We start from the raw sequence: 24670 nt of genomic DNA, 5'->3' as shown, positions 1-24670 counted from the left end.
TTATGACCTCTCACCTCGATCCGAGGCAAACACTGCGACGTCAATTGCGACAAGCACGAAGAAGCTTATCGCCAGACCAACAACAGTGTGCGGCCCAAGAACTGCTCTCTTGTCTCAAGCAACAATGCCACCACTTACACACAAACAACATCAAACGCATCGCCCTATATTTATCCAATGACGGTGAAATCTCGCCTCACCTATTATGTGAATATTTTTGGCAACAAAACATTCAGACTTATCTACCGGTCCTACAAGGCAAGCAACTCACGTTTGCACGGTATTCAGCCGACACAGTGTGGCAAGAAAACATATACGGCATTAATGAACCCATTACAGAAAGCTATTTGTCTGGTGAAGAATTAGACATTGTGTTTTTGCCATTGGTCGGATTCGATTCAAACGGTGGACGTCTTGGAATGGGGGGCGGTTTTTATGACAGAACGTTTGCGAATAAAAGAACCGACGAAGCGCCATCGCTTATCGGGCTAGCGCACGATTGCCAGCAAGTGAAGAGTTTACCGATAGAGGGTTGGGATGTTCCCTTACAAGCCATCATTACACCAACACAAGTGATCCAAGTTTAACCCGCTTTACATCTTAGCTTGGGGCTCACTAGAAAACAAAACTGTAGCCGAATGATAAAAACAAGCCACTATTACCCTCATCATTTTCTGCCGCATAAGCAGCGTCTATCTCAAAACGCCTATAAATAGTCACGCCAGCAGTCAGGTATTCTAATTTTGTTCCTACTAAGTTTTTTCTTAAGCCCACTCTCATTCCCGGAATTAGAATGTAATCACTAAACATGGATAACGAAATAACAGACCATTGGTAATCATCACCTAATGGATCTGAAATTGAGTTCAAATCATAAGAAGCCGCTAATGACCAATTTTGATCCTTACTTTTTATAGCGGCATCTACCGTCACCTGAGCTTCCATTTTATATTCTTCCTTTAAGGAAAGCTTTCCCTTACTTGCAAAGCGAACAGCCGCATTACAATTCACTAAGTCGTCTCCTGTTAACCCAGTACAATTTCCTATTTGGTCATAATCAAATGTAGGCTGATTAACATTCGCAACCATCATTCCTAATTGATAATTACGTCCAACTAACATTGCGCCTAGATCAAGTGAGAAACCATGGGAGGTATTATCTCGGCTAATGATAAAATCACTATAAGAAACACTAGGGTCATCTCCACCTTCTAAAACGGTTACCTTTTGCCCCAGCGCCAATTTATGAAAATTTATACGCCCTCCAACAAGAATGGCCTCCGTGGGTGTTCTTGACAGCATTTCACTGTAGCCAAGACTAAATCGGTAATCTGACGCTCTTTTTATATAAGATGCCGTATCTGTTTCAATATCATCAATACCACCCAGCTTCGTATTAAAATCTGCCAAGCCAGTGGATGTTCTTAAATCCTCTAACCCAGTGATCTTAATATCGTCTGTTAGTATAGCGGCACGCCCTACAATAGAGGCACTAGCATCCAGTGTAAAAACACTACGGCGCCTCGTTTTATAGATAATTGGCGCGAAAGGGGCCTGTAGTGTCGTTGCGAATTTTGCGTATATCGGCTCTGCAATGCCTGCAACCGTATCACTAGCATCCCCCAACAAGCCTTCAAGGCTGTCCACAGTCGCGTCAACATTAGCGACAACGTAAGCATCAGGGTCCGCTTCTGCCGCTGCATCCGTTGCAAACGCCTCTAAACTTGAAAGAAAGTCATCTTCAAGAATATTGGTGAGTTCATCAACTTTGTCATTAATACCATCAACGCCCCCTCCTTCTAGACCTATGCCGATTGGGCCTAAAAAACCAACCCGAAAACCTTGTAGATTAGCCATCAAATAGGAAGCAGCAGGGTTTCCTGACGCGGTCGATAAGGCATGGCGATTCCCGTAACCACCAAGAACGACACTGGAGCCAATCGGCTGGTAAATATACGAAGACGCCATGCCTACTGAGCTAAAAACACTTAGGCAAACAATCGCCAGATACTTTTTCATGCTTTTCCCATACCAATCAACACCATGTCGCCAAGCTTCCTAAATCAATGCTTTCTAAATAAAAAAGCCGATAACGTATTAGGTTATCGGCTTTCTTTAGCAAATCTTTACATTTTAGAACGCCGTATCGTAACCAATTGAGAAGTAAGCACTACGTGGCAACTCATCACCATCTTCGTCTTCAACCGTTTCTAATGCGACAGCAAGATCGATATTCAAACGCTTTAAGATAGTAAGACCAAAAGTACCGTAGCTAAGCTCTGAACCGGCCATGTTTTGACGGTAACCAACGCGGATACCTGGCAAAAAGTGAGAATCGCCGTAGTAAGAAAGCGACGCCACGGCCCACTGATATTCATCCCCTACCGCATCCTTTACAGGGTTTGTATCGTAAGACATACCAAGGGTAACCTGCTTGCCCGTAGTAGAAACCGCTAAATCCACGGTCGTTTGCATCTCCATGATGTATTTGCTGCCAGAAACATCCAGCTTACCAGCACTTACTAAACTTTGTGCTGCATCACAACTTTTAGTACCACACGTTGTATCTAAAGGAACTCCATCAAACTCTGGCTCGTTAATATTGGCAACCGTCACCCCAACCTGATAATAGTTAGACACCCAAACGGCGCCCAAATCGATACCAACACCACTACTCGTTATTGCATCATCAGAAATGGCATCAGAAATGGCGTCACCAGCATCAACACTATCATCATCCAAAGACACTAAAGCACGGCCCATTGAAATATTGTGCATTGTGGCTTTAACACCACCGACCAACATGCCGTGTGAATTTTCCCACATGGATTGGCTGTAACCTAAACCAATGCCTAAATCGACGGCTGTTTGAGCTTGAAAAGAGGCGTCTGTTGTAACACCTGAGCCATCTGTAGCTACATCACTAGATAAGACATTGGCTTTCGCAACTGCCGATATACTGGCATCTAACATAAAAGCGCCATTACTATCCGTTCTGTATATAACTGGCATCAAAGGCACCTGCATACTCACGGATGTTTTAACGTAAGCGGTATCACCAATTTCAGACAGAATACCTTCTATTTTCGTTTCGTCGGCTGCGGCAGTCCCTGCACTTGTATTATCAATAATGCCTTCTATTTCCTCCATGCGATCCGATAAATCACTCACATCCCCCATTTCTATGCCAACACCCAAAGGCCCAACGATGCCAAAACGGAAGTTGTCTTCATCGTCTTGATTCACCATCAAAAACGGGGCAGCTGGGTTGCCAAGCGCGGTCGCCAATGCTCGTTGGTTTGGCGCATTACTCAACGTGAAGCTAGAACCTGTAGGTTGGTTAACGGGCATCGCTGCCATCACAGCGGTGCTTAGTAAACTTGTCGTGACAATGAGTAGCTTTTTCATGATCTTGTCCTTTATAAATCAAAAATGGCGAAACAATCAGTAAGAAAACATGACAGTTAAGATAATTGTAAACCCATTTTTTACACATTTCATACAGGAAAGCGACAATTCTTCGAATGAAAAAGCTTTTTTTGACAAATAAACATCAGATGCATCACTAAAATGGAGGTAAACAATAACCATTATGGAATAGAAAGTATGAATAAAAAATAAATGTGCACGACTCAAACACAAAAAAACGGTGAATCTTTATTTAAGATCCACCGTTTCTATGAAATATCATTCGCTTCGCTAACTCGAAGCCGCTACATATTCTCTAACGACAACTGATGACGTAGTTTTTCCAAATCTTCAGGCGTATCCACTCCGTGAGTAGGCAAACCATCCGCTATGGCCACTTGGACCTTAATTCCTTGATGCAAGAAGCGTAACTGCTCAAGCTTTTCCCAGCGCTCTAGCGGCGACATGGGTAAGTCTGCATATCGAGCCAACAAACTGGCTCGATAAACATACAAACCAATGTGACGAAGTGCGGGGAAACCTACCGGTAAAAACCCGCTTCGCTCTGGGTTCTCGGCAAAACCATCTCGATCCCACGGCATAGGTGAACGACTAAAATACAACGCACGCTGCTTTTCATCACAAACCACTTTCACCACATTGGGATTAAAAAAATCCTGCACCTGATCAATGGCACAGGCGACCGTCGCCATTTCAGCTTCTCGGTCTTGGCTAAGCGCCTCCACACTAGCGTGAATTAAGGCCACGGGTAAAAATGGCTCATCACCTTGAACATTGACGATAATTTCATCGCCCTTCCAGCCCATTTTTTCTGCCACTTCTGCCAGACGTTCAGTGCCGTTTTCATGATCGTCTCTGGTCATAACGACTGTCGCGCCAAAACCTAATGCAGCTTTTTCAATGACATCGTGGTCGGTCGCCACTGTCACCGATTTCGCCCCCGCATGCAGAGCCAACTCGTACACCCACTGCAATACAGGCTTACCACCTAAATCGGCCATCAATTTTTGCGGAAAACGTTGGGAAGCATACCGAGCAGGAATCACAATATGAAAATCAGGTAATAAAGTGCCTTTTGTATTCTCAATCATTATTTTTCAAACTCCGGTTTTTGAGCCAGTTCGTACGCATCTTCTAATGGCATACGTGTCGCTAACACAATGTCAGCCACTTCCCTTGCAACACCGTCACCTGCGGCTTTACTGAGCCTAATAGGACAATGACGCTGAACCAATATATGCGCGTCGGATGGGCACATGGCCACACCGACTTTTGGCATGACTTGAAGATCAATTACGTCATCACCAACATAGGCCGCTTCATTTGGATTGATGCCTAAACGGCTCACAAGCTCATCAAATGCTTCCGCTTTATTGTGGCAGCCGGGATAAAAATGCTCGACGTTTAACGCTTTCATTCGCTGTCGTAATGGCGCGGAATCTTTCGCTGTGATCACGGCAATCTGAATCCCCCACTTTGGTAGCAGTTTCATCGCCACGCCGTCTTTCACATTAAAGCACTTTATGGTTTCACCTTCTTCTGTATAAAGTAGGCGACCATCGGTTAATACGCCATCAACATCAAAAACAACCAGCGTTAAGGCTTGGAGTTTCGCCATCAACGCTTGGTCATTTACGATCGACTGATACGCCGAAAGAAAAATGGAATCCATCAATTAAACGCTCGTATCCAATACTTCAAACGTTTTAACCAGCTCATCAAGCTGTTTCATTTGCTTTAAGAATGGCGCTAATTTACCCAATGGCAATGCGCAAGGACCGTCGCACTTCGCATTATCTGGATCAGGATGCGTTTCTAAAAATAAGCTAGATAAACCAAGAGACATACCAGCACGAGCCAGTTCCGTCACTTGTGCTCGACGGCCGTCAGCAGAATCAGAACGGCCACCCGGACGTTGCAGAGAATGCGTTACATCAAACATAACGGGATAGCCCATGCCCTTCATTTCACCAAAGCCAAGCATGTCCACAACCAAGTTGTTGTAACCCATCATGGTGCCGCGTTCACACAACATTAAGTTACTGTTACCGGCTTCTTCGCATTTTTTCAAAATATGTTTCATTTCATGCGGCGCTAAAAACTGTGCTTTTTTGATGTTAATCACGGCGCCCGTTTGCGCCATCGCGACGACCAAATCGGTTTGGCGAGACAAGAATGCAGGCAACTGAATCACATCGGCGACTTCTGCGACGGGCGCACACTGGTGTTCTTCATGAACATCTGTAATCACAGGCACACCAAATGTGTCTTTGATTTCTTGTAGAATTTTCAAGCCTTCTTCCATGCCAGGACCACGGAAAGAATGGATAGATGAACGGTTGGCCTTATCAAAAGAGCCTTTGAAGACATAAGGAATGCCCAGCGCTTCCGTCACTTTTACATGCTCTTCCGCCACACGCATCGCCAAGTCACGAGACTCCAAGACGTTGACGCCACTGAACAAAACAAAAGGAAGGTGATTGGCAACTTCAATTTTGCTGCCAATTTTAATGATTTTTGATGTTTGAGAGGGCTGTGTCATGTGAACTCCGTGTTAAATCTAAAGTAGCGCACGCTATAAAGTAAGCGCCGCGAAATAAGTAAAATAGGTTATCGATCGTAAATTTCAAGAATACCGGACACATTGTGAACGTCATCAACGACCACCAACAAGGTGATTTTATCGCGCAGCATTTGCTCTTCCGCTTGCACTATCATCACATTTTCGTTGATCGTTTTTGGGTTGGACGTCATCAAATCTGCCATCGTTTTATGTATCATGCCTTCACTTTCTTTCAGCATCGCGCGACGTAAATCCCCATCGGTAAAAATACCCAGCAGTTTTTTCGCGTCTTGAATCAAGACAACCCCCATTCTGCCGTGTGTCATGACAGAAATGGCGTCTTTCAAAGTGGTATCAGGCGTACAAACAGGAAGGTCGTCTTTGTGCATTAAGTCTTTCACGCGTGTTAAGAGCTTGCGCCCTAAACTACCGCCTGGATGAAAGCGAGCAAAGTCTTGAGGCTGAAAATTTCGACATTCCATCAAGGCAACCGCCAAAGCATCGCCCATTGCGGCGGTCATGGTAGTCGACGTTGTTGGAGCAAGGTTATTCGGACAGGTTTCTCTGTCTACTGATATATCCAACACACAATCACAATGCTTGGCTAAGGTGGAGTCAATATTTCCCACCAGTGCGATGCTCGGGTTTCCGAAGTTTTTCAGAGAAGGCAGTAAACGCATTAGCTCCTCTGTTTCGCCCGAGTAGCTAATCAAAATGAGGGTATCTTGTGCTTGAATCATGCCCAAATCGCCATGAAACGCTTCGCCAGGGTGAAGGAAAAAACTGGGGGTTCCGGTGGACGCTAAGGTCGCGGCAATTTTTTTGCCGATTAAACCAGATTTTCCCATGCCACAAATAATAGTGCGACCTTTGCTGTCAAGAATCATACGAACCGCTTTTGCGAATTCTTCCGTGACTTGATTCGCTAGGTTGGCAAGAGCTTGAGCTTGTGTTGATAACGTACGTCGAGCACTCTCAATAAGAACATCGGAGTGAATACTCGGAATAGATGGGTCGCTCATAAAGCCTCTCTGCTCACTGCAATAAACGTTAAGTTACATTATTATACAGAGGAGGCAGCGGGTCGCCTACCAAAGAGCAACTATTCGTGAGTTACTCTTTGGTAAACAGGAGAGATAAAGACAAATTCTTCCTAAGACATTAGCCTAGACAGCGAAGGAATTGACCGCTCAAACTGTCTAAGAATGAAAAGTACGCGTTGCTTCCCATCGTAATTTTACTGCCCAATGGATCCAGTGGCGCGGTTTTCACATCCGAACCTTCTAGCAATGTTTTGACAATAGCAGGGCTAAACTGTGGTTCACTGAAAACACACTGAACATTGTGCTCTTCAATTTCATGGCGAATTTCGGCCACTTTCTTCGCACCAGGCTTGCGCTCAGGACTTACTGTAATTTCGCCAGCATGACGCAACCCATAATGTTGTTCGAAATAACTATAGCCATCATGAAAAACAATATAAGGCACGGTGCTTACTGTATTTAGCGCTGTACGAATCTCTGCATCTTTCGTATCAAGACCTTTTTCAAAGGCCATTAAATTACCTTCATAATAGGCCGCATTTTTTGTGTCTAACGTCACTAATCGCGCTGCAACCGCTTTTGCCAATACTCTTGCGTTGTCTGGTGATAACCAAACATGAGGATCGACACCATCGTGGTGGTGACCTTCGTGCCCTTCGCTTTCATGCTCGTCGTGTTTTTCATGATCTTCGTGCTCGTCGTGTTCTTCGTGATCCGCATCACCACTTTCCTCTTCGTCGTGATGATGCTCTTCTGCAAAGTTATGAAGCTTCATGCCATCCAGAGCAAGCCATTCAATCGATGATGCTTCTTTACCGGCATTTTCAAGCGGCTTTTCTAAAAAACGCTCTAGCGATTCACCAACCCACACCACCGTATCTGCATTGTTGATTTTTCTCAGGTCTGAAGGTCGCATGGCAAAATCGTGAGGCGATGCTGTACTTGACACAATCTGTTGTATTTCAGCATGATCACCCGCTATTGCGGCGACCACCATAGAAACAGGCTTAATGCTGGTCACGATGGTCGGTTTTGCTAAAGCCAAAGGGGATAAGACGGACACGCTCAACGCAAAAAAGAGTTTATTCATTATTCAATACCCGTTTAAAATGTTATAACGTAACAATACGTCATAAAAAAAAGAGATTCAAGCGCTTTGACTAAAATCTCTTATCATTTACACAATGAATAATTTGCTAATTCAACTTCAAATCCCCCAAAGCAACTGGGCGAACCATCAAACCAGCACGTTGACCAATAGGAAGGTTGGTATTCGGAAACACAATCGCATCGCCGGTTTGTTGAACAAGGTATTCACTTTTTTCAGAATACGCCAAACGATAACCTTGCTCGAATTGTGTGAAGTTTTTCACATCCGCTTCAATACCCAGTTTATAACTATCATCGTCTTTCACTAGACTGTCCAACACAGTAAAAATACGCATTTCAGACATCGACGCTTGCGCCAGCACACCATTTTCTAACAGTAAACTCAGGCTGTCTTCTAGCGCTGCAAAATTGGATAAATCATTTTCACCAAACGGCTGCACCTTTCCAAGTTCGACCGTAAACGCATGAGCGCCATGCGTGGCATAACTGTAATAAGAAAAAGTGGTTGTCGATTGATGTGACAACAGAACAGCATCGATACCACTCGCGGCTAAAAATGCCAACTGCTGTTGATTATAAATGGCATTTTCTACAAACGGATAAACGACAAATTTCTCATGCATCGAACCACGAATGGCCGTGTGTAAGTCGTAATGCAATCGTGTTTGCGTCGCTCCTTCTTTCGCCTGTGAATAGAAATCACTGATCGCTTTCTCAAGTCGCTGCGCCCGCTTCGCCTCAAACCCATCGTAGTTTTTCCACGCACCACTGAATAAACGGTTTAAATTCACTTCACAAAAGCGCGTTGCTTTATTCGCGGCAACCGGATTACCAATAAGCACCAATAACCGAACCGACAATGAGATTCGCCCATCTAAGATAGACATCACTAACTGATTCACCAGCTCAATCGGTCCTGTTTCATTGCCATGAACCCCAACCGACAAAACAAGACTAATAGACGCGTCTTGTTTTGGTTCAAGCCTTAAAATGCCGGTTCCTTCTACAAACCCCGTTCCCGATGGAAATTCGAATTGGAATGGTGCCATTTTATCTTGGTTTGCAAGTGTTGCGGCTAAAAAGTCATTGTTCAAAATGGTCATTGTCTCTACCAAATAAAGCGTTAAATAAGGCCGTATCATACCGCCTTTCCTACCTTGAGGGTTTGCATTCTTGTAGCAAGTGTAGAAAACAAAAAAATAGGTCGCTTTCTTTATAGAGCGGAAGTCTTTTCTTTCAACAGAAATGCCGATACCCTTTCGTTTTCTATTAGATTCACTTTCACATTGAGTATTTTATGCCAGAGAATGACGAAGTCATTATCTTAGTTGATAAGCACAACACCATAATTGGCGACATTCCACGACGCCTAATGAACTTTGGCAGAGATTACCATCGTGTGACGTACATTTTAGTCTTCAACAAAATCGGCCATTTGTTGGTTCAGAAAAGAACCGACAACAAGGCATTTTGTCCTGGTTACTTCGGTATTACAACAGGCGGCGTGGTTGAAAAAGGCGAATCCTATATTGACTCTGCACACAGAGAATTAAAGGAAGAGCTAGGCTTTGATGCCCCCTTGGAGAGCCAAGGCGCGTTTCTCACAGAAGGCGAAGGGTTTAAAATTTGGGGCAAAATTTACACCTGCCTTTACGACCCAGCCATCCATGGAGAGCTCGTATTACAGCCCAGAGAAGTGGCTTCTGTTCATGAAATGAGCATCGACAGCATTGTAAAAAACACGCAAGGTCTTCCGTTTACACCCGATTCATTCGACGCGCTACACCATTACGCCAACAAGCTCACTCAGCCGAAAGCGAATGACCCGCTTTAGTCTTTGGTTTGTCGCCTTTTTCATCGCGTCTAATGCGACCAGCCAAGAGCGCTGGCAAACTGACGCGTATATTCAAGACAGCTTTATTAAGATTGCTTTAGAGCGCGAATACAAAGAAACCCAACACCCAAAGCTGATTCGCTGGAACCAACCCATTAAGCTTTTTTTTGAAAGCGACAGTGGCGATGCAAGCTTACAAAAAGAGCTGCTCAGTGTACATGCCCAGCACCTTGCCTACATTACAGGCCTTTCCATCGATTTCACAAACGATCCTAAACAGGCGAATATATTTGTCATATTCACAACCTATGACAACATGGAAAATAAAGTCAGACAGTACATTGGCAATCCGGAAAAAATACGCGCCGCGTTAGATGAAGCTATCTGTTTGGGCAATTTTAGCCGCAATAGCCGATACGAAATCACGAAGGGCAGCATTATTATCCCCGTGGATTATGCTCGAAGCAAAGCCCGTTTTTTAGATTGTATCGTGGAAGAAATCACCCAGCTTTTAGGGCTTCCTAACGATTCTAACGAGGTTTTTCCTTCTGTATTCAATGACGTCAGTGTCGACACCTATATCAGCCCACTCGACTATCTATTGCTGAAAGCGCTGTATTCCCATGACTTAACTCCTGGGATGGACGTCCAACAAACCAAAGCGGCTTTCCCAAAAGTATTAAAGGCACTTCACGAAAACCAAGACATAGAAAATGCCGTTCCGCGGGTGCAAAAATACAGTTTGAAAGCGTACTTAGGTGACTGATTTCACAGCAAAATAGTAATTTACCATCTCCTGCCATAGATCAATCTTATTGGCCTTTTTACTCGCCTTCTCATAAATTGTGCTTATTCGCTCTGCTTTTCCCTCACAAGTTAGGTAAAATGCGCCAACTGAAAATTTACACTGGAGAGTCCAAAATGTTTCCTGAGCTTAAAAATGACCGCTTCTTGCGCGCATTACTCAAACAACCTGTCGATACAACCCCAGTATGGATGATGAGACAGGCTGGACGCTACCTTCCAGAATATCGTGCAAGTCGCGCCACGGCGGGCGATTTTTTGAGTCTTTGTAAAAACGATGCGTTTGCTTGCGAAGTCACTTTGCAGCCATTAAAGCGTTACGATCTGGACGCTGCAATTTTGTTTTCAGACATACTAACCATTCCTGATGCAATGGGATTAGGGTTGTATTTCGAAGCTGGCGAAGGCCCAAAATTCAAACACACAATTCGCAACAAAGCCGATGTCGATGCCTTACCAGTCACTACCGCAAACGACCTAGATTACGTGATGAAAGCCGTCACGACGATTCGTCATGCGTTAAATGGTGATGTGCCGCTGATTGGTTTTTCGGGAAGCCCATGGACACTTGCGACCTACATGATTGAAGGCGGCTCTAGCAAAGATTTTCGCCATATCAAAGCGATGATGTACCAATCTCCTGAAACGCTGCATGCTTTATTAGACAAGCTAGCAAAATCGGTAACGGCGTACCTTAACGGTCAAGTTTTAGCGGGTGCTCAAGCGCTGCAAATTTTCGATACGTGGGGAGGCATTCTAAGCGGCCCAATGTACCAGCAGTTCTCTTTGCTCTACATGAAGCAAATTATGGACGGCCTTATTCGTGAACACGAAGGTAAAAAAATTCCTGTTATTATGTTCACCAAAAACGGCGGTCAATGGTTGGAAAATATGGCAGCAACAGGGCCAGATGCCATTGGTTTAGATTGGACGACAGACATTGCGGAAGCGCGCGCTCGTGTTGGCCACGACGTTGCGTTACAAGGCAACATTGATCCATGTGTTCTGTATGCAGATAAAGATGTGATAGAACGTGAAGTGGAAAATGTATTGTCTGGTTTCGGCGATGGCACAGGCCATGTGTTTAACTTAGGACACGGCATCCACCAATTCGTTAACCCTGATCACCCTAAGTATTTGATCGATGCCGTTCATGAACTAGGAAGAAAATATCACGAACCAAAGTTTGATGATCTAGATGCCTTGAATGGCTTGTAAAAAAAGATCTGGCATTTAGCGTAAATCGCAAGAAAAGTAGCTTTAATAAAATCACAACATTATCGGTTTGTTAAAGCTACTTTCATGCCATCAAAGAGTAGTATCGCTCTAAGCACAACGCCTCTGCACACTTCGATTGCCTTTTCCACACCCCATTGGAAGCCAACGCCAAACAATCAAATGCTTCGTTAACGTAACAACACACATGGTCCACCCCGCGCCAATCCAACCAAGATAGCCGACCTAACAACTGCCCATTGGAAAATGGGATCAACACTAACCTCAGTCGTAAAGTCGCATCTTTTTTATCTACTTGGTAACAAGCCAGACTCTGAGGTGTAGAAACACTCGATAAATGCGATCCAATTCGGCGCGACAAAAAGGCCGCCAGCTCCGAAAAAAATGGCATGGAACCGACCGCAAAAGACTCACTTAATCTTGTCATTTTCATTTCAACTACTCCTGTTTTCCATCACTAACAGCGTTGATATCTTTATTAAATATAGATCATAAGCATCGATCCAGTAGCGACTTTTACAATAGAGTGGTATTTTTAAGATAAATAATGCTTTATTTGTATGGAGAAAAGAAATGAAACTAATTACGGCCATTGTTAAGCCTTTTAAACTTGATGAAGTGCGTGAAGCCCTGTCTGAAATTGGTATTAACGGCATCACCGTCACTGAAGTAAAAGGTTTTGGGCGTCAGCGAGGCCATACAGAACTGTATCGTGGTGCTGAATATGTTGTTGATTTTCTACCAAAAGTAAAATTGGAACTTGCTGTAGAATCAGACCAAGTAGAACGCGCTATTGAAGCCATTCAACACAGCGCCAACACAGGAAAAATTGGCGACGGCAAAATTTTCGTCACGGCACTAGAGCAAATCATCCGTATCCGTACAGGTGAAACAGGCGCTGAGGCCATTTAAGCAGACGAAAACATCGGACTCATAAAGGGTTCGCGTTAACGTAAAAAAAGAGGCCTAGGCCTCTTTTTTTATTACATCATCTACATGACTAGCCTTTATCTGGCACCTTAATGGATAAGGTTCCCAAATAACGATTTTGTCGCAATTCGATTTGACGGAAAATAGCAATAATCACAATACTAATCACCAAGTAAATGGCGCCAGCGGCTAAGAATATCTCCATCGGCGTATACGTTCTCGCAATGATGGTTCTCGCCATTCCGGTTAGATCCAAAATAGTGATTGTACTCGCCAACGCACTGCCCTTAAGCATCAAGATAATTTCATTGCCATAAGCCGGTAAAACGATACCGAATGCACGAGGCAACAGAACGCGACGATACATCTGATACTTCGACATACCAACCACCTTACACGCTTCCACCTCGCCTTCAGGGATAGCCTGAATCGCGCCACGAAAGATCTCCGCCGTATACGCAGAAGTATTTAGTGTAAAGGCAATAATGGCACACCAAAATGGCTCTTTAAGAATGGGCCACAAGAAACTCTCTCTAACGACATCAAACTGCGACGCGCCGTAATACACCAAGAAAATCTGCACCAGCAAAGGCGTTCCACGAAAGAAGAAGATATAAGCGAAAGGAATCGCCCTAATCCAACCAACGGGAGAGATTCTAGCCAGCGCGATTGGTAGAGCAAATACCCCACCGAGCACGATGGAAATAACCACCAACTGCAGACTAACCCAAGTGCCTTCTAATAAACGAGGAAAGTACTCAACAACAACCGAAAAATCCATACATTATCCCCTAGTTAAACCACGGCTTGCGCGTTTTTCCATATAGGAAACGAGCACCATAGAGATAATGGTTAACGCCAAATACATAAACGCCGCCACCAAATAAAACAAAAACGCTTGTTTGGTACTGCTCACCGCTATATTTGCTTTACGCATGATATCTTCTAGCCCTACCACCGACACCAACGCAGTATCTTTCAGTAACACCAGAAATAGATTTCCAAGCCCAGGCAAAGCAATTCGCCATACCTGCGGCAAAATAATACGGTAAAACTTTCGAATAGGTCCCATTCCTAACGCAATAGCCGCTTCATGCTGGCCTGTTGGAATAGACTGTAACGCACCACGAAACACTTCTGTTGCGTACGCGCCAAATGTCAAACCAAGCGCGGTGACACCGGCCGCAAATGCCCCAACTTCAATATAGTCGTCGTAGCCAAATAAGCCTGCGATTGCCATCAATACAGTGGTAGCACCAAAGTAAATGATCAGTACGGTTAATAGTTCAGGAATACCGCGAATGATGGTGGTATAAGCATGAGCAATCCATCGAAACGCTTTGACGGAAGACAACTTAGCAGACGCGCCCAATAATCCCAGAATTAAACCGACAAACAGCGAAGACAGCGCTAGCTCTAAGGTAATAACAGCCCCTTGCAGCAGCTGATCACCGAATCCATGAAGATCAATCATAGTTTTTTCTCAGAGTAAGCTTAAAGTAAGTTTCTCGGTGCAAACGCACCGAGAAACTTTAAGAAAATCTACTGTTAGTAGATAGAGAACGGGAAGTATTTTGCGTTGATTTTCTGGTAAGTACCATCAGCCAAAATCGCATCAAGTGCTTTGTTGATTTGATCTTTCAGCTTCTTGTCGTTTTTGCGAACCGCAACGGCAATGTTATCTGTTTTCATGAACGCGTCGCCTTTAAACTCAAATTTGGCGCCATCTTTTGATGTTTTCAACCAGTTGTACGTTGGCAACTCATCAGACAACACAATGTCCAAACGGCCTGATTCAAGATCTAGGTAAACATTGTCCTGGTTATCGTAGAATTTCAGATCTGCTTTACCAGTGAAGTTATCTTCTAGGAACTGAGCACCCAATGTTGCACGCTGTGCACCGATTGTTTTGCCTTTAAGATTTGTAAGGTCAAACTTTTCACCAACACGACCCATGAAGCGCAAACCGCCAGAGTAGTATTTGTTAGTGAAATCAACCACTTTCAGGCGCTCTTCAGTAATAGACATAGACGCAATAATCGCATCGAATTTACGTACTTTCAGACCAGGAATCAAACCATCCCAATCTTGCGTAACGATTTCGCAATCCGCGGCCATTTTGGCACAAAGGGCACGCGCGATATCAACGTCAAAACCCTGTGGTTTGCCTGCCGAATCAATAAAGTTGAATGGCGCCCAAGCACCTTCCGTCGCAAAACGTACTTTATCCGCCGCTTGAACAGACACAGATGACAATGCCGCCGTTAGCAACAAAGCTGACCCTAAAACCATTTTTTTCAATTTCATTATAATCCCCTTGGTATATTTGCTTATTTACTCATTATTTCTTTTATATTTTTATTAATGCATTGCTTGTGTAATTAACACTTAAAACACGCTGGATATAAACGCTTTACAGCGTTCAGATTTTGGCGCACCAAACACTTGGTCTGGGGTACCTTTTTCTTCTACGACACCTTGATGCAGAAACACAACTTCACTGGACACTTCACGAGCAAAGTTCATCTCATGTGTCACGATCAGCATGGTACGGCCTTCTTCTGCCAAGTTACGCATAACACCCAATACTTCACCCACTAACTCAGGGTCTAAAGCGGATGTTGGCTCATCAAACAAGATAACCTGCGGATCCATCGCGAGTGTTCTCGCAATCGCCACTCGTTGCTGCTGTCCACCAGACAGCTGATTAGGATACATGTCCTTCTTTTCCGCAATGCCTACTTTACGCAATAGGTGCTCAGCGTATTCAGCCACTTCATGCTTAGGTCGCTTTAATACATGTAACGGCCCTTCCATCACATTTTGCAAAATCGTCATGTGCGGCCACAGATTAAAACTTTGGAACACAAAGCCAATCTGTTGACGCATTTGAGTAAGTTGCTTCATGTTGTTTGCGACTAAATCGGACTCACCTTGGATCAAATCAAGCTTGTTACCATTAAAGACAATGTCGCCTTTCGTTGGGTTTTCAAGCAAGTTAACACAGCGTAAAAACGTACTTTTACCTGAGCCACTGGAACCAAGAATTGAAATGACGTCACCATCATAGGCTTTTAGAGAAATACCTTTCAACACTTCAATATCGCCAAACGTTTTGTGAATATCTATCAGCTCTAACGCCGGGACTTTCGACATGCTCTCTCACCTTATTTATAGTATATAACTTATTATTTTTAACGTAATAGCAGCACAACACTTAACCTAATAAAGGCAACCAGCTTACGCTATCAAGTAGAATACAAGAATCACGCCAAGAATAATTAAGCCCGTATTTTAAGTTACTTTTTCCAAAGCCGCCTCTTTTTCTTATCCATTTGGACAGGAGCAGGGCTTTTATTATGGATTTTATTACGCTCTTCTCTCGGCGACACGCCAAAAAAACCTTTATAGGTTGTACTAAAATGGGGCGCAGAACCAAACCCGCACTCCACGCCAACCTCTGTTATTGCTTTATCTGTCTGAACAATCAATTGCTTAGCGTGCTGTAAACGCAATTCTAAATAGTAACGCGAGGGCACTATATCTAAATTGCTCTTAAAAAGACGCTCTAAATGACGCCTGGACACACCAACATGATACGCAATGTCATCCGATGACAGTGGCTCCTGAATGTTCGCCTCCATCAACTGGACCGCCTCAACCAGCTTTGGTTGGCCTGTACCAATCCGAGCCTGCAAAGGTATCCTCTGCGGATCCTCATGTGTCCGAATGCGCTCACAAACAAATTGCTCTGAAATATTACTGGCCAAAGACATACCATGCTGCTTACCAATAAGAAAAAGCATCATATCCATGGCTGCCGTTCCACCACTGCAAGTATAACGGTCTCTATCTACTTCAAAAAGGTGGTTAGAGACAATCGTTTGCAAAAATTCATCCCGAAGGTTGGCAAGACTGCGCCAATGAATCGTCGCTCGATAACCATCTAACAGGCCTGCTTTGGCTAATAAATAGCTTCCTGTACAAACCCCACCCAATCCAACATTTCTTTTTGCTTGTTTTTTTATCCAATTTTCTAAAGTCTGACTTTCGTTTTTTATCACAGGAGAAGCACCACAGACAAAAATAGCGTCTAAATCGCTTGGAGCCTCATTTGTCAGGTAGTCTGAAACCGTCACAACCCCCGTACTTGAAGGCGTTTCTCTTGTTTCATGACTTATGGTACAGAAAGAATAAAGCTCTTTCCCAGTCACCCAGTTTGCCATATGCAATGTTTCTATAGCCGATGAAAAACCCAGCATAGAATAATGAGGCAAGAGTAAAAAACCGTATTTTAATGGCTTTTTACTCGCCTGCATGATTTCTCTTGATGCGAATTCAGTCTTGTACAAAATATTATCCTGCGAACTATAGGCAAAAAAGGAGTTTATTTCGTTTAAAATGGATAACAAAGGTTTTTTTCGTATTGAGCAAGACTTTTTTAACCCGATTAACCAAGCATGACAACAATATGTCGCTATTAGATAAGTTGCCTGCTATCAAAGGAGTGAATTTTTCATAATAATCGTACACAGAGTCCAAACCCAATACTTTCGTAAAATTGCATTTACAACTAGTTTTATTAAGAACACCACTCACGAGGGATGAGTTCTAATGACTGATTACAAAAAAAACGAATTAATCGAACGCGTTGAAGTAGAGATAAACGAAAACTTTAATGCTGCCGAGGCAAAGAATTTAATACAACTTGCGCACCTTTACTTCAAGGACTCTCTGACTGAAGACTTGGTCAATGAATCTATCGAGAACCTATACGGCACGATTATCTGTCTATGGGACTTCTTACAACAACGACCAACAAACCAACCCAAGATTCGCGTATACAACCCAAACTATGAAGAACATAGCTGGCAATCTACGCATACCGTTATTGAAATTCTAACGGAAGACATGCCCTTCCTTGTATCGTCTTTCAACATGGCACTGGTTCGTCTCGGCTACAAAATTCACATGACAGCTCATCCAGCCGTTCCAGTAGAACGCAACAAAAAAGGCGAGTTACTCAGCATTGGAGCACCTTCTAGATCCAATGAAGCCTTGATGCGATTCGAAATTGATCGCCTATCCGATATCAATTTATTGGATGAAATCAAAGAAGAGCTTCTAATTAGCTTAGCGGATGTAAACAAAACCGTTGCCGATTGGCCTGCAATGAAAACCAAGCTAAGTGACATCATTAGCGAATCAGAGCAGCTGGCACACTTAAAAGGCAACGAAGAACACCAAGAAATCCTAGATTTTCTACACTGGGTTGCCAACAACCACTTTACCTTCATTGGCTTCCGCGCTTACGATCTGTCTGTTGAAGGCAAAGAAACTCATCTGAAGCTCGTCGATGGTTCTGGCCTAGGCACGTTCCGCGACATCAATGACAAGAAAGTAAAACGCGACATTGTTTTACACGACAACCTTGCCAAGCTAGCCGTCGATCGTAGCAACATTTTGATCTTGACCAAGTCCACTGCCATTTCAACGGTTCACCGTCCTGTTCACCTTGATTATCTAGGCATCAAGCGCTTCGATAAAAAAGGCAATGTCATTGGCGAATGGCGTTTCTTTGGTTTATATTCTTCTGCCGCTTACATTGCTCGTCTGCAAGACATTCCATTGCTTCGTAAAAAACTCGATATTATTGTTGAAAAAGCCAACGTGGATCCAAACAGCCACAAAGGCAAAAACCTTAAGCACATTTTGAACAGCTACCCTCGCGATGAGATGTTGCAAGCGCCGGTAGAAGAACTCTTCGGAACCATTGAAAGTATTCTCGCCATTCAAGAACGCCGCCAGCTACGTGTATTCTTACGAAAAGACATCTACGGTCGATTCCTGAACGCGTTGGTTTACGTGCCTCGTGATCGCTACAACACCGAATTGCGCATGAAGATGCAAGACATCTTGATGAACGCCTGTAATGGCACCAGCTCGGAGTTCAACGTTCAGTTTTCACAACTTGTCTTGGCTCGTGTCAACTTCACCATTCAAATAGCGGATCCAAAACAGAGCCCAACCATCGACGCAGAAGAGATTCAGCGTAAAATGCAAGATGCGATGAGTTCATGGGAAGACAAGCTATTAAGCGCCCTTCATAAAAGTCACGGCGAAGAAAGCGGCAACATTTTATACAATGACTATGTCCCTTATTTGCCTGCAGCCTACCGTGAAGACTTTTCACCAAATGCCGCCGTACTTGATATTGAGCGCTTGAGCCAACTCGGTGACGAAGGTGATATTTCCACTCACATTTACCGCCAAGTTGGGCAAACCAAAAACAACTACTACTTCAAAGTGTATGGCGCTGGAACAACGCTTATTTTGTCTGATGTATTGCCGATTTTGGAATGCATGGGGCTGCGTGTACTAGAAGCACGCCCTTATGAGTTGGATCAAAATGGAGACGGCACAGCCAACACTTGGGTGGTCGAATTTGCCATCAGTGTGGACGCCGACGTCAACCTTGAAAAAAATGCACAGCGTGAAGCCTTCCAAGACGCCTTTAACCAAGTCTTCAGCCGTCGTGTTGAAAACGATCGCTTTAACGCCTTGGTATTGAGCGCGTCATTGACATGGCGCCAAGTCACTATGTTGCGCGCATTAACGAAATACTTGATGCAACTGCAATTGCCTTTCTCTTTGCAATACATGCAACAAACCCTAGAGAAAAACGCAGGCATCGCTCGTCTATTGGTTCAGTTATTCGAACAACGCTTCGACCCAAGCCAAGAAAACAAACGTGGCGAAAAAGTCCAAAAACTGCTTGAAAAAATCGAAGCAGAATTGGATCAGGTCGCTAACCTTGATGAAGATCGCATCTTGAAACACTACTTGTCTGTGATTCAAGCTATGTTGCGCACCAACTTCTACCAAGCTGGCCCAGAAGGCGATGTTAAAGACTACGTTTCTTTCAAACTTGATCCGTCAATGATTCCTGCGGTACCGCTACCGAGATTGAAGTTCGAGATTTTCGTTTATGCACCTTGGGTCGAAGGTATTCACATGCGCGGCGGTAAAGTGGCCCGTGGTGGACTTCGTTGGTCTGACCGTATGGAAGATTTCCGTACTGAAGTCCTTGGTCTAGTAAAAGCACAAATGGTGAAAAACGCCGTTATTGTTCCATCTGGTGCAAAAGGTGGCTTTGTCGCCAAACAATTGAAAAAGAACGCGTCTCGCGAAGAAGTACAAGCAGAAGTCATCCATTGTTACACCACGTTCATTAGCGGCTTGCTCGACATCACTGACAACCTTGTGCAAAACGAAGTGGTTCCTCCGTTGTCTGTTCTTCGTTATGACGAAGACGACCCATACTTGGTCGTCGCAGCGGACAAAGGCACAGCGACTTTCTCTGACTTAGCCAACAGTATTTCTGAGAAATACGGATTCTGGTTAGGTGACGCCTTCGCTTCTGGTGGTTCCAATGGTTACGACCATAAGAAAATGGGCATCACAGCACGTGGTGCATGGGAATCGGTTAAACGCCAATTCAAAGAAATCGGTGTCAATTGCCAAACGACCAACTTCACAGCGGTCGGTGTTGGTGATATGGCTGGTGACGTATTCGGTAACGGTATGTTGCTGTCTGAACACACTTGTTTGATTGCCGCCTTTAACCACATGCACATCTTTATTGACCCAACGCCAAATGCAGCGACGTCTTTTGCTGAACGTGATCGCATGTTCAAATTGCCGCGCTCTTCTTGGGAAGATTACAACAAAGAGTTGATTTCAAAAGGCGGCGGTATTTTCAATCGCTCAGCGAAATCGATTCCCGTCAATGCGGACATTCGCAAAGCGCTTGGCATTGAAGGCAACATCAAATCGATGGCACCAACGGATTTGATCAACGCGATTTTGAAAGCACCGGTCGATCTTCTTTGGAATGGCGGCATCGGTACTTACGTGAAGTCTGAAGGCGAATCCCACGCTGATGCAGGTGACAGTGCAAACAACGGTCTGCGCGTAAATGGTAAAGAGCTGCGCTGCAAAATCGTTGGCGAAGGCGGTAACTTAGGTCTGACTCAATTGGGTCGTATTGAGTTCGCTCAAAAAGGCGGCTTAATCAGCACCGACGCGATCGATAACTCGGCCGGTGTAGACAGCTCGGATCACGAAGTAAACATCAAAATCCTATTAAACCGTGTGGTTGAAAACGGCGATTTAACCGAGAAGCAACGCAACAGTTTATTGGCAGAAATGACCGACGAAGTGGGTAGCTTGGTATTGCGCCATAACCGCGGCCAAAGTCATGTTTTGTCCTTGGCAAATGCTCAGGCTCCAGAACGTTTAGCCGACCATTGGCGCTTGATTCAATCGCTTGTCAGAGAAGGTCGCTTAAATCGTGAGATTGAATACTTACCAAACGACACGCAAATCAAACGACGTTTGAATAAAGGTCTTGGCCTTGCACGTCCTGAAATCTCTGTCTTGTTAGCGTATTCAAAAATCAAACTGTCCGAGCAACTGGTAGAAGACGGCATTGGCGAAGACACGGATTTGATTACTCAAATCAATGAATACTTCCCAACGCAGTTAACCAAACATTTTGGCGACCAAATGGCATCACACCCATTGGTGCAAGAAATCATTGCTGGCCATGTAACGAATAACCTTGGTAACCGCATGGGGCCAACGTTCACGACGTACATGCAAGAAGAAACCAGTGCGTCTTCACTAAATGTGGTTCGTGCTTACATGGCGGCCGAAGACATTTTTGGTATTCCTGCACTGTGGGATGCGATCAATGGCTTAGATTTCCAAGTATCCAATGACGTTTTGAATGGTTTGTTGATTCGCATTCAAGGACTACTTGAACGCGCAACACTTTGGTTATTACGCAACACTCGTGAAAGCCTATCAATCCAACGATTGAAAGAGACTTACAAACCAGGCGTTGAAATTATCCGTGCGAACATGCAAGCCATTCTGACAGAACCTAGCCAAGCACATTTGGCTGACATTGCTGCGGATTTGGTAACGAAAAACATCCCTGCGGACATTGCCGAAAGCCTATCTTCTCTCCATTACCTGTTCTACGGTTTGGATATTATTCGTGTTGCCGCGAATACAGAAACAGAAGTTTTAGACGTAGCGCAAACCTACTTCGCCCTTGAAATGGACTTGGAACTGCATTGGTTACGTCACAAAGCCAGCGAGTTGTCTGCGGACGACATGTGGCAACGACGTGCGAAAGCGGGCCTTGGTGACGAAGTCGACAACAGCTTAAGAACCCTCACCCAAGAAGTCATTCAATCCAGTTTGGATATCAAAAAACTGGACCAACGTCTGACCCATTGGCGCGAATTAAACAGCGATAGCATCAAGCATTACCGCACGACTTTTAGCGAAATAAAAGTCGAAAGTGAATTAACGCTTGCCATGATCACTGTTGCTATTCGTGAGTTGAGAAATCTGATATAAACCAACGGTGGCCGTCACTTCGGCCACCTATTTTTAAGAGGTATACGAGAGTGACAGAACAAGTAACGAGAGCAACCTTTGATGAAGTAATGGTTCCTAACTACGCGCCATCAGCGATCATCCCTGTGCGTGGTGAAGGCTCTCGCGTATGGGACACAGAAGGCAAAGAATACATCGACTTTGCAGGCGGCATTGCCGTGACTGCATTGGGTCATTCCAATCCGACTTTAGTCAACGTCATGCGCGAGCAAGCTGGGCAAATTTGGCATTTATCCAATGTCATGACCAATGAGCCTGCACTGCGACTAGCAAAAAAGTTAACGGAAAAGACCTTTGCTGACCGTGTCTTCTTTGCAAACAGTGGCGCAGAAGCCAACGAAGCCGCTTTCAAGCTCGCTCGTCGTTACGCGTTTGATCACTTTGGTCCAGAAAAGCACGAAATCATCGCATTTAATAAGTCGTTCCACGGTCGCACATTATTTACCGTGTCTGTTGGTGGACAAGCCAAATACAAAGAAGGCTTTGAACCAACACCAGGCGGGATTAAACATTGTGACTACAATGACATTGAACAGCTTAAGTCTTTAATTTCAGACAAAACCTGTGCGGTTGTCATGGAGCCGATTCAAGGCGAAGGCGGAATCATTCCGGCCGATAAAGCGTTCGCTAAACAAGTTCGTGAGTTATGTGATCAACATAACGCCCTGCTTGTTTTTGATGAAGTACAGTCCGGCGTTGGCCGTACGGGGACGTTATACGCTTACGAGCAATTGGGTGTTACTCCTGACGTACTAACAACGGCTAAAGCATTGGGTAATGGCTTCCCTGTTGGTGCCATGCTGGCAACAAAAGAAGCCGCTAAAAGTTTAGCGTTTGGTACACACGGTAGCACGTACGGTGGCAACCCAATGGCTTGCTCCATTGCTGAAGCGGTGATTGATATCGTTGATACTCCAGAAGTACTTAGCGGTGTCGTAAAGCGTCACGACCTATTTGTTGAAGGCCTAAAAGCCATCAATGAAAAATACCATGTCTTCAAAGACATTCGCGGTATGGGTTTATTAATTGGCGCAGAAGTCATCGACAGCCTTGCTGGTAAAGCAGGAGAAATGGTCAAAGCGTCTGCAGAAGAAGGCTTGTTTGTCTTGGTTGCAGGTCCAAATGTGTTACGTTTGGCACCTTCACTTATCATTCCTGAGAAAGACATCGCCGATGGCCTTGCTCGTCTTGATAAAGCCATTGCTAAAGTTGTTGCAGCAAACCAAGCAGCGTAATTTGTAATAACGGCATCATAAGACGTAAGACAGTAAAAATCGGGCCTCGGCCCGATTTTTTTTTTTGATTTGATCACACATCAATGGTGATGATTTTATCAAAAATGCCCTCGCCTCCCACTTGAACCTGCGTCACCTCACCATCGCTTAACGTTATTTGAGTCGCTATACGCGAGGACATTTTCATGGCTCGCCCTTGTTCTAAAATGGAATGCCGATAACCAAAGTGCTTATTCAAATAACACGCTAGAGCGCCGCTCGAACTCCCCGTGGCCGATTCCTCAGGGATACCAACCGCAGGTGCAAAATTACGACAGCTGGCGGTATAGGGCGCGTCAGGAGGGTTCATTTCAAACACATGAAAACCAACACAATCATGCTCCATACAAAAACGCGCAATGGCATCGCTGTCGATCTCTAAACAGTCCAGCACCCCATAGGGAACAGGAATAAACACATCCACCAATCCCGTCGAAATCGCCTGAATCGGCAAAGATGACTGAAGAATCAATTGCGCTTGAATTCCCAACATGGCCGCAATGTCTTCAGCTTTAAATTCAGATTTCCAAACAGGAAGGCTTTGACTCATCAATACATGGCCGTTTTTCGCCACTTCCACGGATAAAATACCCGCTTTGGTTTCCTGCTTATAACCACCAGTCGAGATTCGCTCTAGATGATGCAATAACCAGAATGCCCCCAAAGTAGCATGACCACAAAAGTCGACTTCTGTGATGGGGGTGAAAAAAGAAAGGGCGTAATCTGCGACGTCGCTACGACAAACAAAGGCCGTTTCAGGAACGCCCACAGCGTTTGCAATCAACAGTTTTTGCTGGTTTGTTAAGTCATCTGCGTCTAGCACCACACCAGCCAAATTTCCCCCTTGACCAGATATAGAAAACGCACGAACTAAATACACATCCACCTGTCTCATGTAAGGCTCCTTTTTGCATGTTTCCCTAAGACAACAGTCTGACATATTAAAATATGCTTTAACATCATGATGATTATCGCT

The 24670-nt window shown here is 44.4% G+C and carries 22 protein-coding genes; 7 read left to right on the top strand and 15 right to left on the bottom strand.

Features of this window, described 5'->3' with window-relative positions:
• Positions 1-2 precede the first annotated feature (2 nt).
• Entirely contained in the window at positions 3-587 is a 585-nt protein-coding gene (locus D104_RS33565; RefSeq protein ID WP_024025059.1) for a 5-formyltetrahydrofolate cyclo-ligase, read from the top strand.
• A 28-nt stretch (positions 588-615) separates the two neighbouring features.
• Here D104_RS33565 and traF (D104_RS33560) read toward each other — a convergent pair whose 3' ends face one another.
• From traF (D104_RS33560) to astE, 8 genes are all read right to left on the bottom strand, one after another.
• Complete coding sequence (gene traF, locus D104_RS33560; protein ID WP_024025058.1) at positions 616-2019, bottom strand: conjugal transfer protein TraF; 1404 nt, start codon at positions 2017-2019, stop codon at positions 616-618.
• A gap of 114 nt (positions 2020-2133) precedes the next feature.
• Positions 2134-3408: a conjugal transfer protein TraF gene (gene traF / locus D104_RS33555; protein WP_024025057.1), complete on the bottom strand. Its 1275-nt coding sequence runs from the start codon at positions 3406-3408 to the stop codon at positions 2134-2136.
• Between the two features lie 305 nt (positions 3409-3713).
• Positions 3714-4520 carry a 3-deoxy-manno-octulosonate cytidylyltransferase gene (kdsB, locus tag D104_RS33550; protein ID WP_024025056.1) on the bottom strand — a complete coding sequence of 269 codons (807 nt, stop codon included), beginning with the start codon at positions 4518-4520 and terminating at the stop codon, positions 3714-3716.
• Positions 4520-5101 (bottom strand): KdsC family phosphatase, encoded by a 582-nt coding sequence (locus D104_RS33545; RefSeq protein ID WP_024025055.1) that lies wholly within the window; start codon positions 5099-5101, stop codon positions 4520-4522. The genes kdsB and D104_RS33545 overlap by 1 nt, the downstream gene beginning before the upstream one ends.
• A gap of 3 nt (positions 5102-5104) precedes the next feature.
• Positions 5105-5971, bottom strand: a complete 867-nt coding sequence (gene kdsA / locus D104_RS33540) for a 3-deoxy-8-phosphooctulonate synthase (protein ID WP_024025054.1) — start codon at positions 5969-5971, stop codon at positions 5105-5107.
• A gap of 68 nt (positions 5972-6039) precedes the next feature.
• On the bottom strand, positions 6040-7014 hold the full coding sequence (locus D104_RS33535) for a KpsF/GutQ family sugar-phosphate isomerase (protein WP_024025053.1): 975 nt from the start codon (positions 7012-7014) through the stop codon (positions 6040-6042).
• A 139-nt stretch (positions 7015-7153) separates the two neighbouring features.
• Positions 7154-8125, bottom strand: a complete 972-nt coding sequence (znuA, locus tag D104_RS33530) for a zinc ABC transporter substrate-binding protein ZnuA (RefSeq protein ID WP_024025052.1) — start codon at positions 8123-8125, stop codon at positions 7154-7156.
• Between the two features lie 106 nt (positions 8126-8231).
• Positions 8232-9287 (bottom strand): succinylglutamate desuccinylase, encoded by a 1056-nt coding sequence (gene astE, locus D104_RS33525; protein ID WP_024025051.1) that lies wholly within the window; start codon positions 9285-9287, stop codon positions 8232-8234.
• Positions 9288-9442: 155 nt separating this feature from the next.
• Here astE and D104_RS33520 point away from each other — a divergent pair, with 155 nt between their 5' ends.
• The 3 genes from D104_RS33520 (at position 9443) to hemE (ending at position 12001) form a co-directional block, all read left to right on the top strand.
• Entirely contained in the window at positions 9443-9979 is a 537-nt protein-coding gene (locus D104_RS33520; protein ID WP_024025050.1) for an NUDIX hydrolase, read from the top strand.
• The gene (locus D104_RS33515) at positions 9966-10745 is read left to right on the top strand and encodes a DUF2927 domain-containing protein (protein ID WP_024025049.1); all 780 of its coding nucleotides are present in this window, start codon (positions 9966-9968) and stop codon (positions 10743-10745) included. The genes D104_RS33520 and D104_RS33515 overlap by 14 nt, the downstream gene beginning before the upstream one ends.
• A 155-nt stretch (positions 10746-10900) precedes the next feature.
• Entirely contained in the window at positions 10901-12001 is a 1101-nt protein-coding gene (gene hemE / locus D104_RS33510) for a uroporphyrinogen decarboxylase (protein ID WP_024025048.1), read from the top strand.
• Positions 12002-12083: 82 nt separating this feature from the next.
• Here hemE and D104_RS33505 read toward each other — a convergent pair whose 3' ends face one another.
• Positions 12084-12452 carry a hypothetical protein gene (locus D104_RS33505; protein WP_024025047.1) on the bottom strand — a complete coding sequence of 123 codons (369 nt, stop codon included), beginning with the start codon at positions 12450-12452 and terminating at the stop codon, positions 12084-12086.
• Between the two features lie 140 nt (positions 12453-12592).
• On the opposite strand from D104_RS33505, the gene D104_RS33500 reads away from it, so the two are divergent.
• Positions 12593-12931: a P-II family nitrogen regulator gene (locus tag D104_RS33500; RefSeq protein ID WP_024025046.1), complete on the top strand. Its 339-nt coding sequence runs from the start codon at positions 12593-12595 to the stop codon at positions 12929-12931.
• 88 nt (positions 12932-13019) lie between these two features.
• Here the strand turns inward: D104_RS33500 and D104_RS33495 are convergent, their stop codons facing one another.
• From D104_RS33495 to D104_RS33475, 5 genes are all read right to left on the bottom strand, one after another.
• Positions 13020-13730 carry an ABC transporter permease gene (locus D104_RS33495; protein ID WP_024025045.1) on the bottom strand — a complete coding sequence of 237 codons (711 nt, stop codon included), beginning with the start codon at positions 13728-13730 and terminating at the stop codon, positions 13020-13022.
• Between the two features lie 3 nt (positions 13731-13733).
• Positions 13734-14423 (bottom strand): ABC transporter permease, encoded by a 690-nt coding sequence (locus D104_RS33490; RefSeq protein ID WP_024025044.1) that lies wholly within the window; start codon positions 14421-14423, stop codon positions 13734-13736.
• A 74-nt stretch (positions 14424-14497) separates the two neighbouring features.
• Entirely contained in the window at positions 14498-15256 is a 759-nt protein-coding gene (locus D104_RS33485; RefSeq protein ID WP_024025043.1) for a transporter substrate-binding domain-containing protein, read from the bottom strand.
• 81 nt (positions 15257-15337) lie between these two features.
• Complete coding sequence (locus tag D104_RS33480; protein ID WP_024025042.1) at positions 15338-16105, bottom strand: ABC transporter ATP-binding protein; 768 nt, start codon at positions 16103-16105, stop codon at positions 15338-15340.
• A gap of 143 nt (positions 16106-16248) precedes the next feature.
• Positions 16249-17268: a GlxA family transcriptional regulator gene (locus D104_RS33475; protein WP_024025041.1), complete on the bottom strand. Its 1020-nt coding sequence runs from the start codon at positions 17266-17268 to the stop codon at positions 16249-16251.
• Between the two features lie 295 nt (positions 17269-17563).
• Here D104_RS33475 and D104_RS33470 point away from each other — a divergent pair, with 295 nt between their 5' ends.
• Together D104_RS33470 and D104_RS33465 are read left to right on the top strand one after the other, a co-directional pair.
• Complete coding sequence (locus D104_RS33470) at positions 17564-22381, top strand: NAD-glutamate dehydrogenase (protein ID WP_024025040.1); 4818 nt, start codon at positions 17564-17566, stop codon at positions 22379-22381.
• Positions 22382-22431: 50 nt separating this feature from the next.
• Positions 22432-23655: an aspartate aminotransferase family protein gene (locus D104_RS33465; protein ID WP_024025039.1), complete on the top strand. Its 1224-nt coding sequence runs from the start codon at positions 22432-22434 to the stop codon at positions 23653-23655.
• A 73-nt stretch (positions 23656-23728) separates the two neighbouring features.
• Here D104_RS33465 and D104_RS33460 read toward each other — a convergent pair whose 3' ends face one another.
• Positions 23729-24589 carry a PhzF family phenazine biosynthesis protein gene (locus D104_RS33460; RefSeq protein WP_024025038.1) on the bottom strand — a complete coding sequence of 287 codons (861 nt, stop codon included), beginning with the start codon at positions 24587-24589 and terminating at the stop codon, positions 23729-23731.
• Positions 24590-24670 lie beyond the last annotated feature (81 nt).

The organism is Marinomonas profundimaris (assembly GCF_000508165.1).
GTDB lineage: Bacteria > Pseudomonadota > Gammaproteobacteria > Pseudomonadales > Marinomonadaceae > Marinomonas > Marinomonas profundimaris.
The sequence above is the reverse complement of the archived record's forward strand: the minus strand, read 5'-3'. Positions and strand labels throughout refer to the sequence as shown.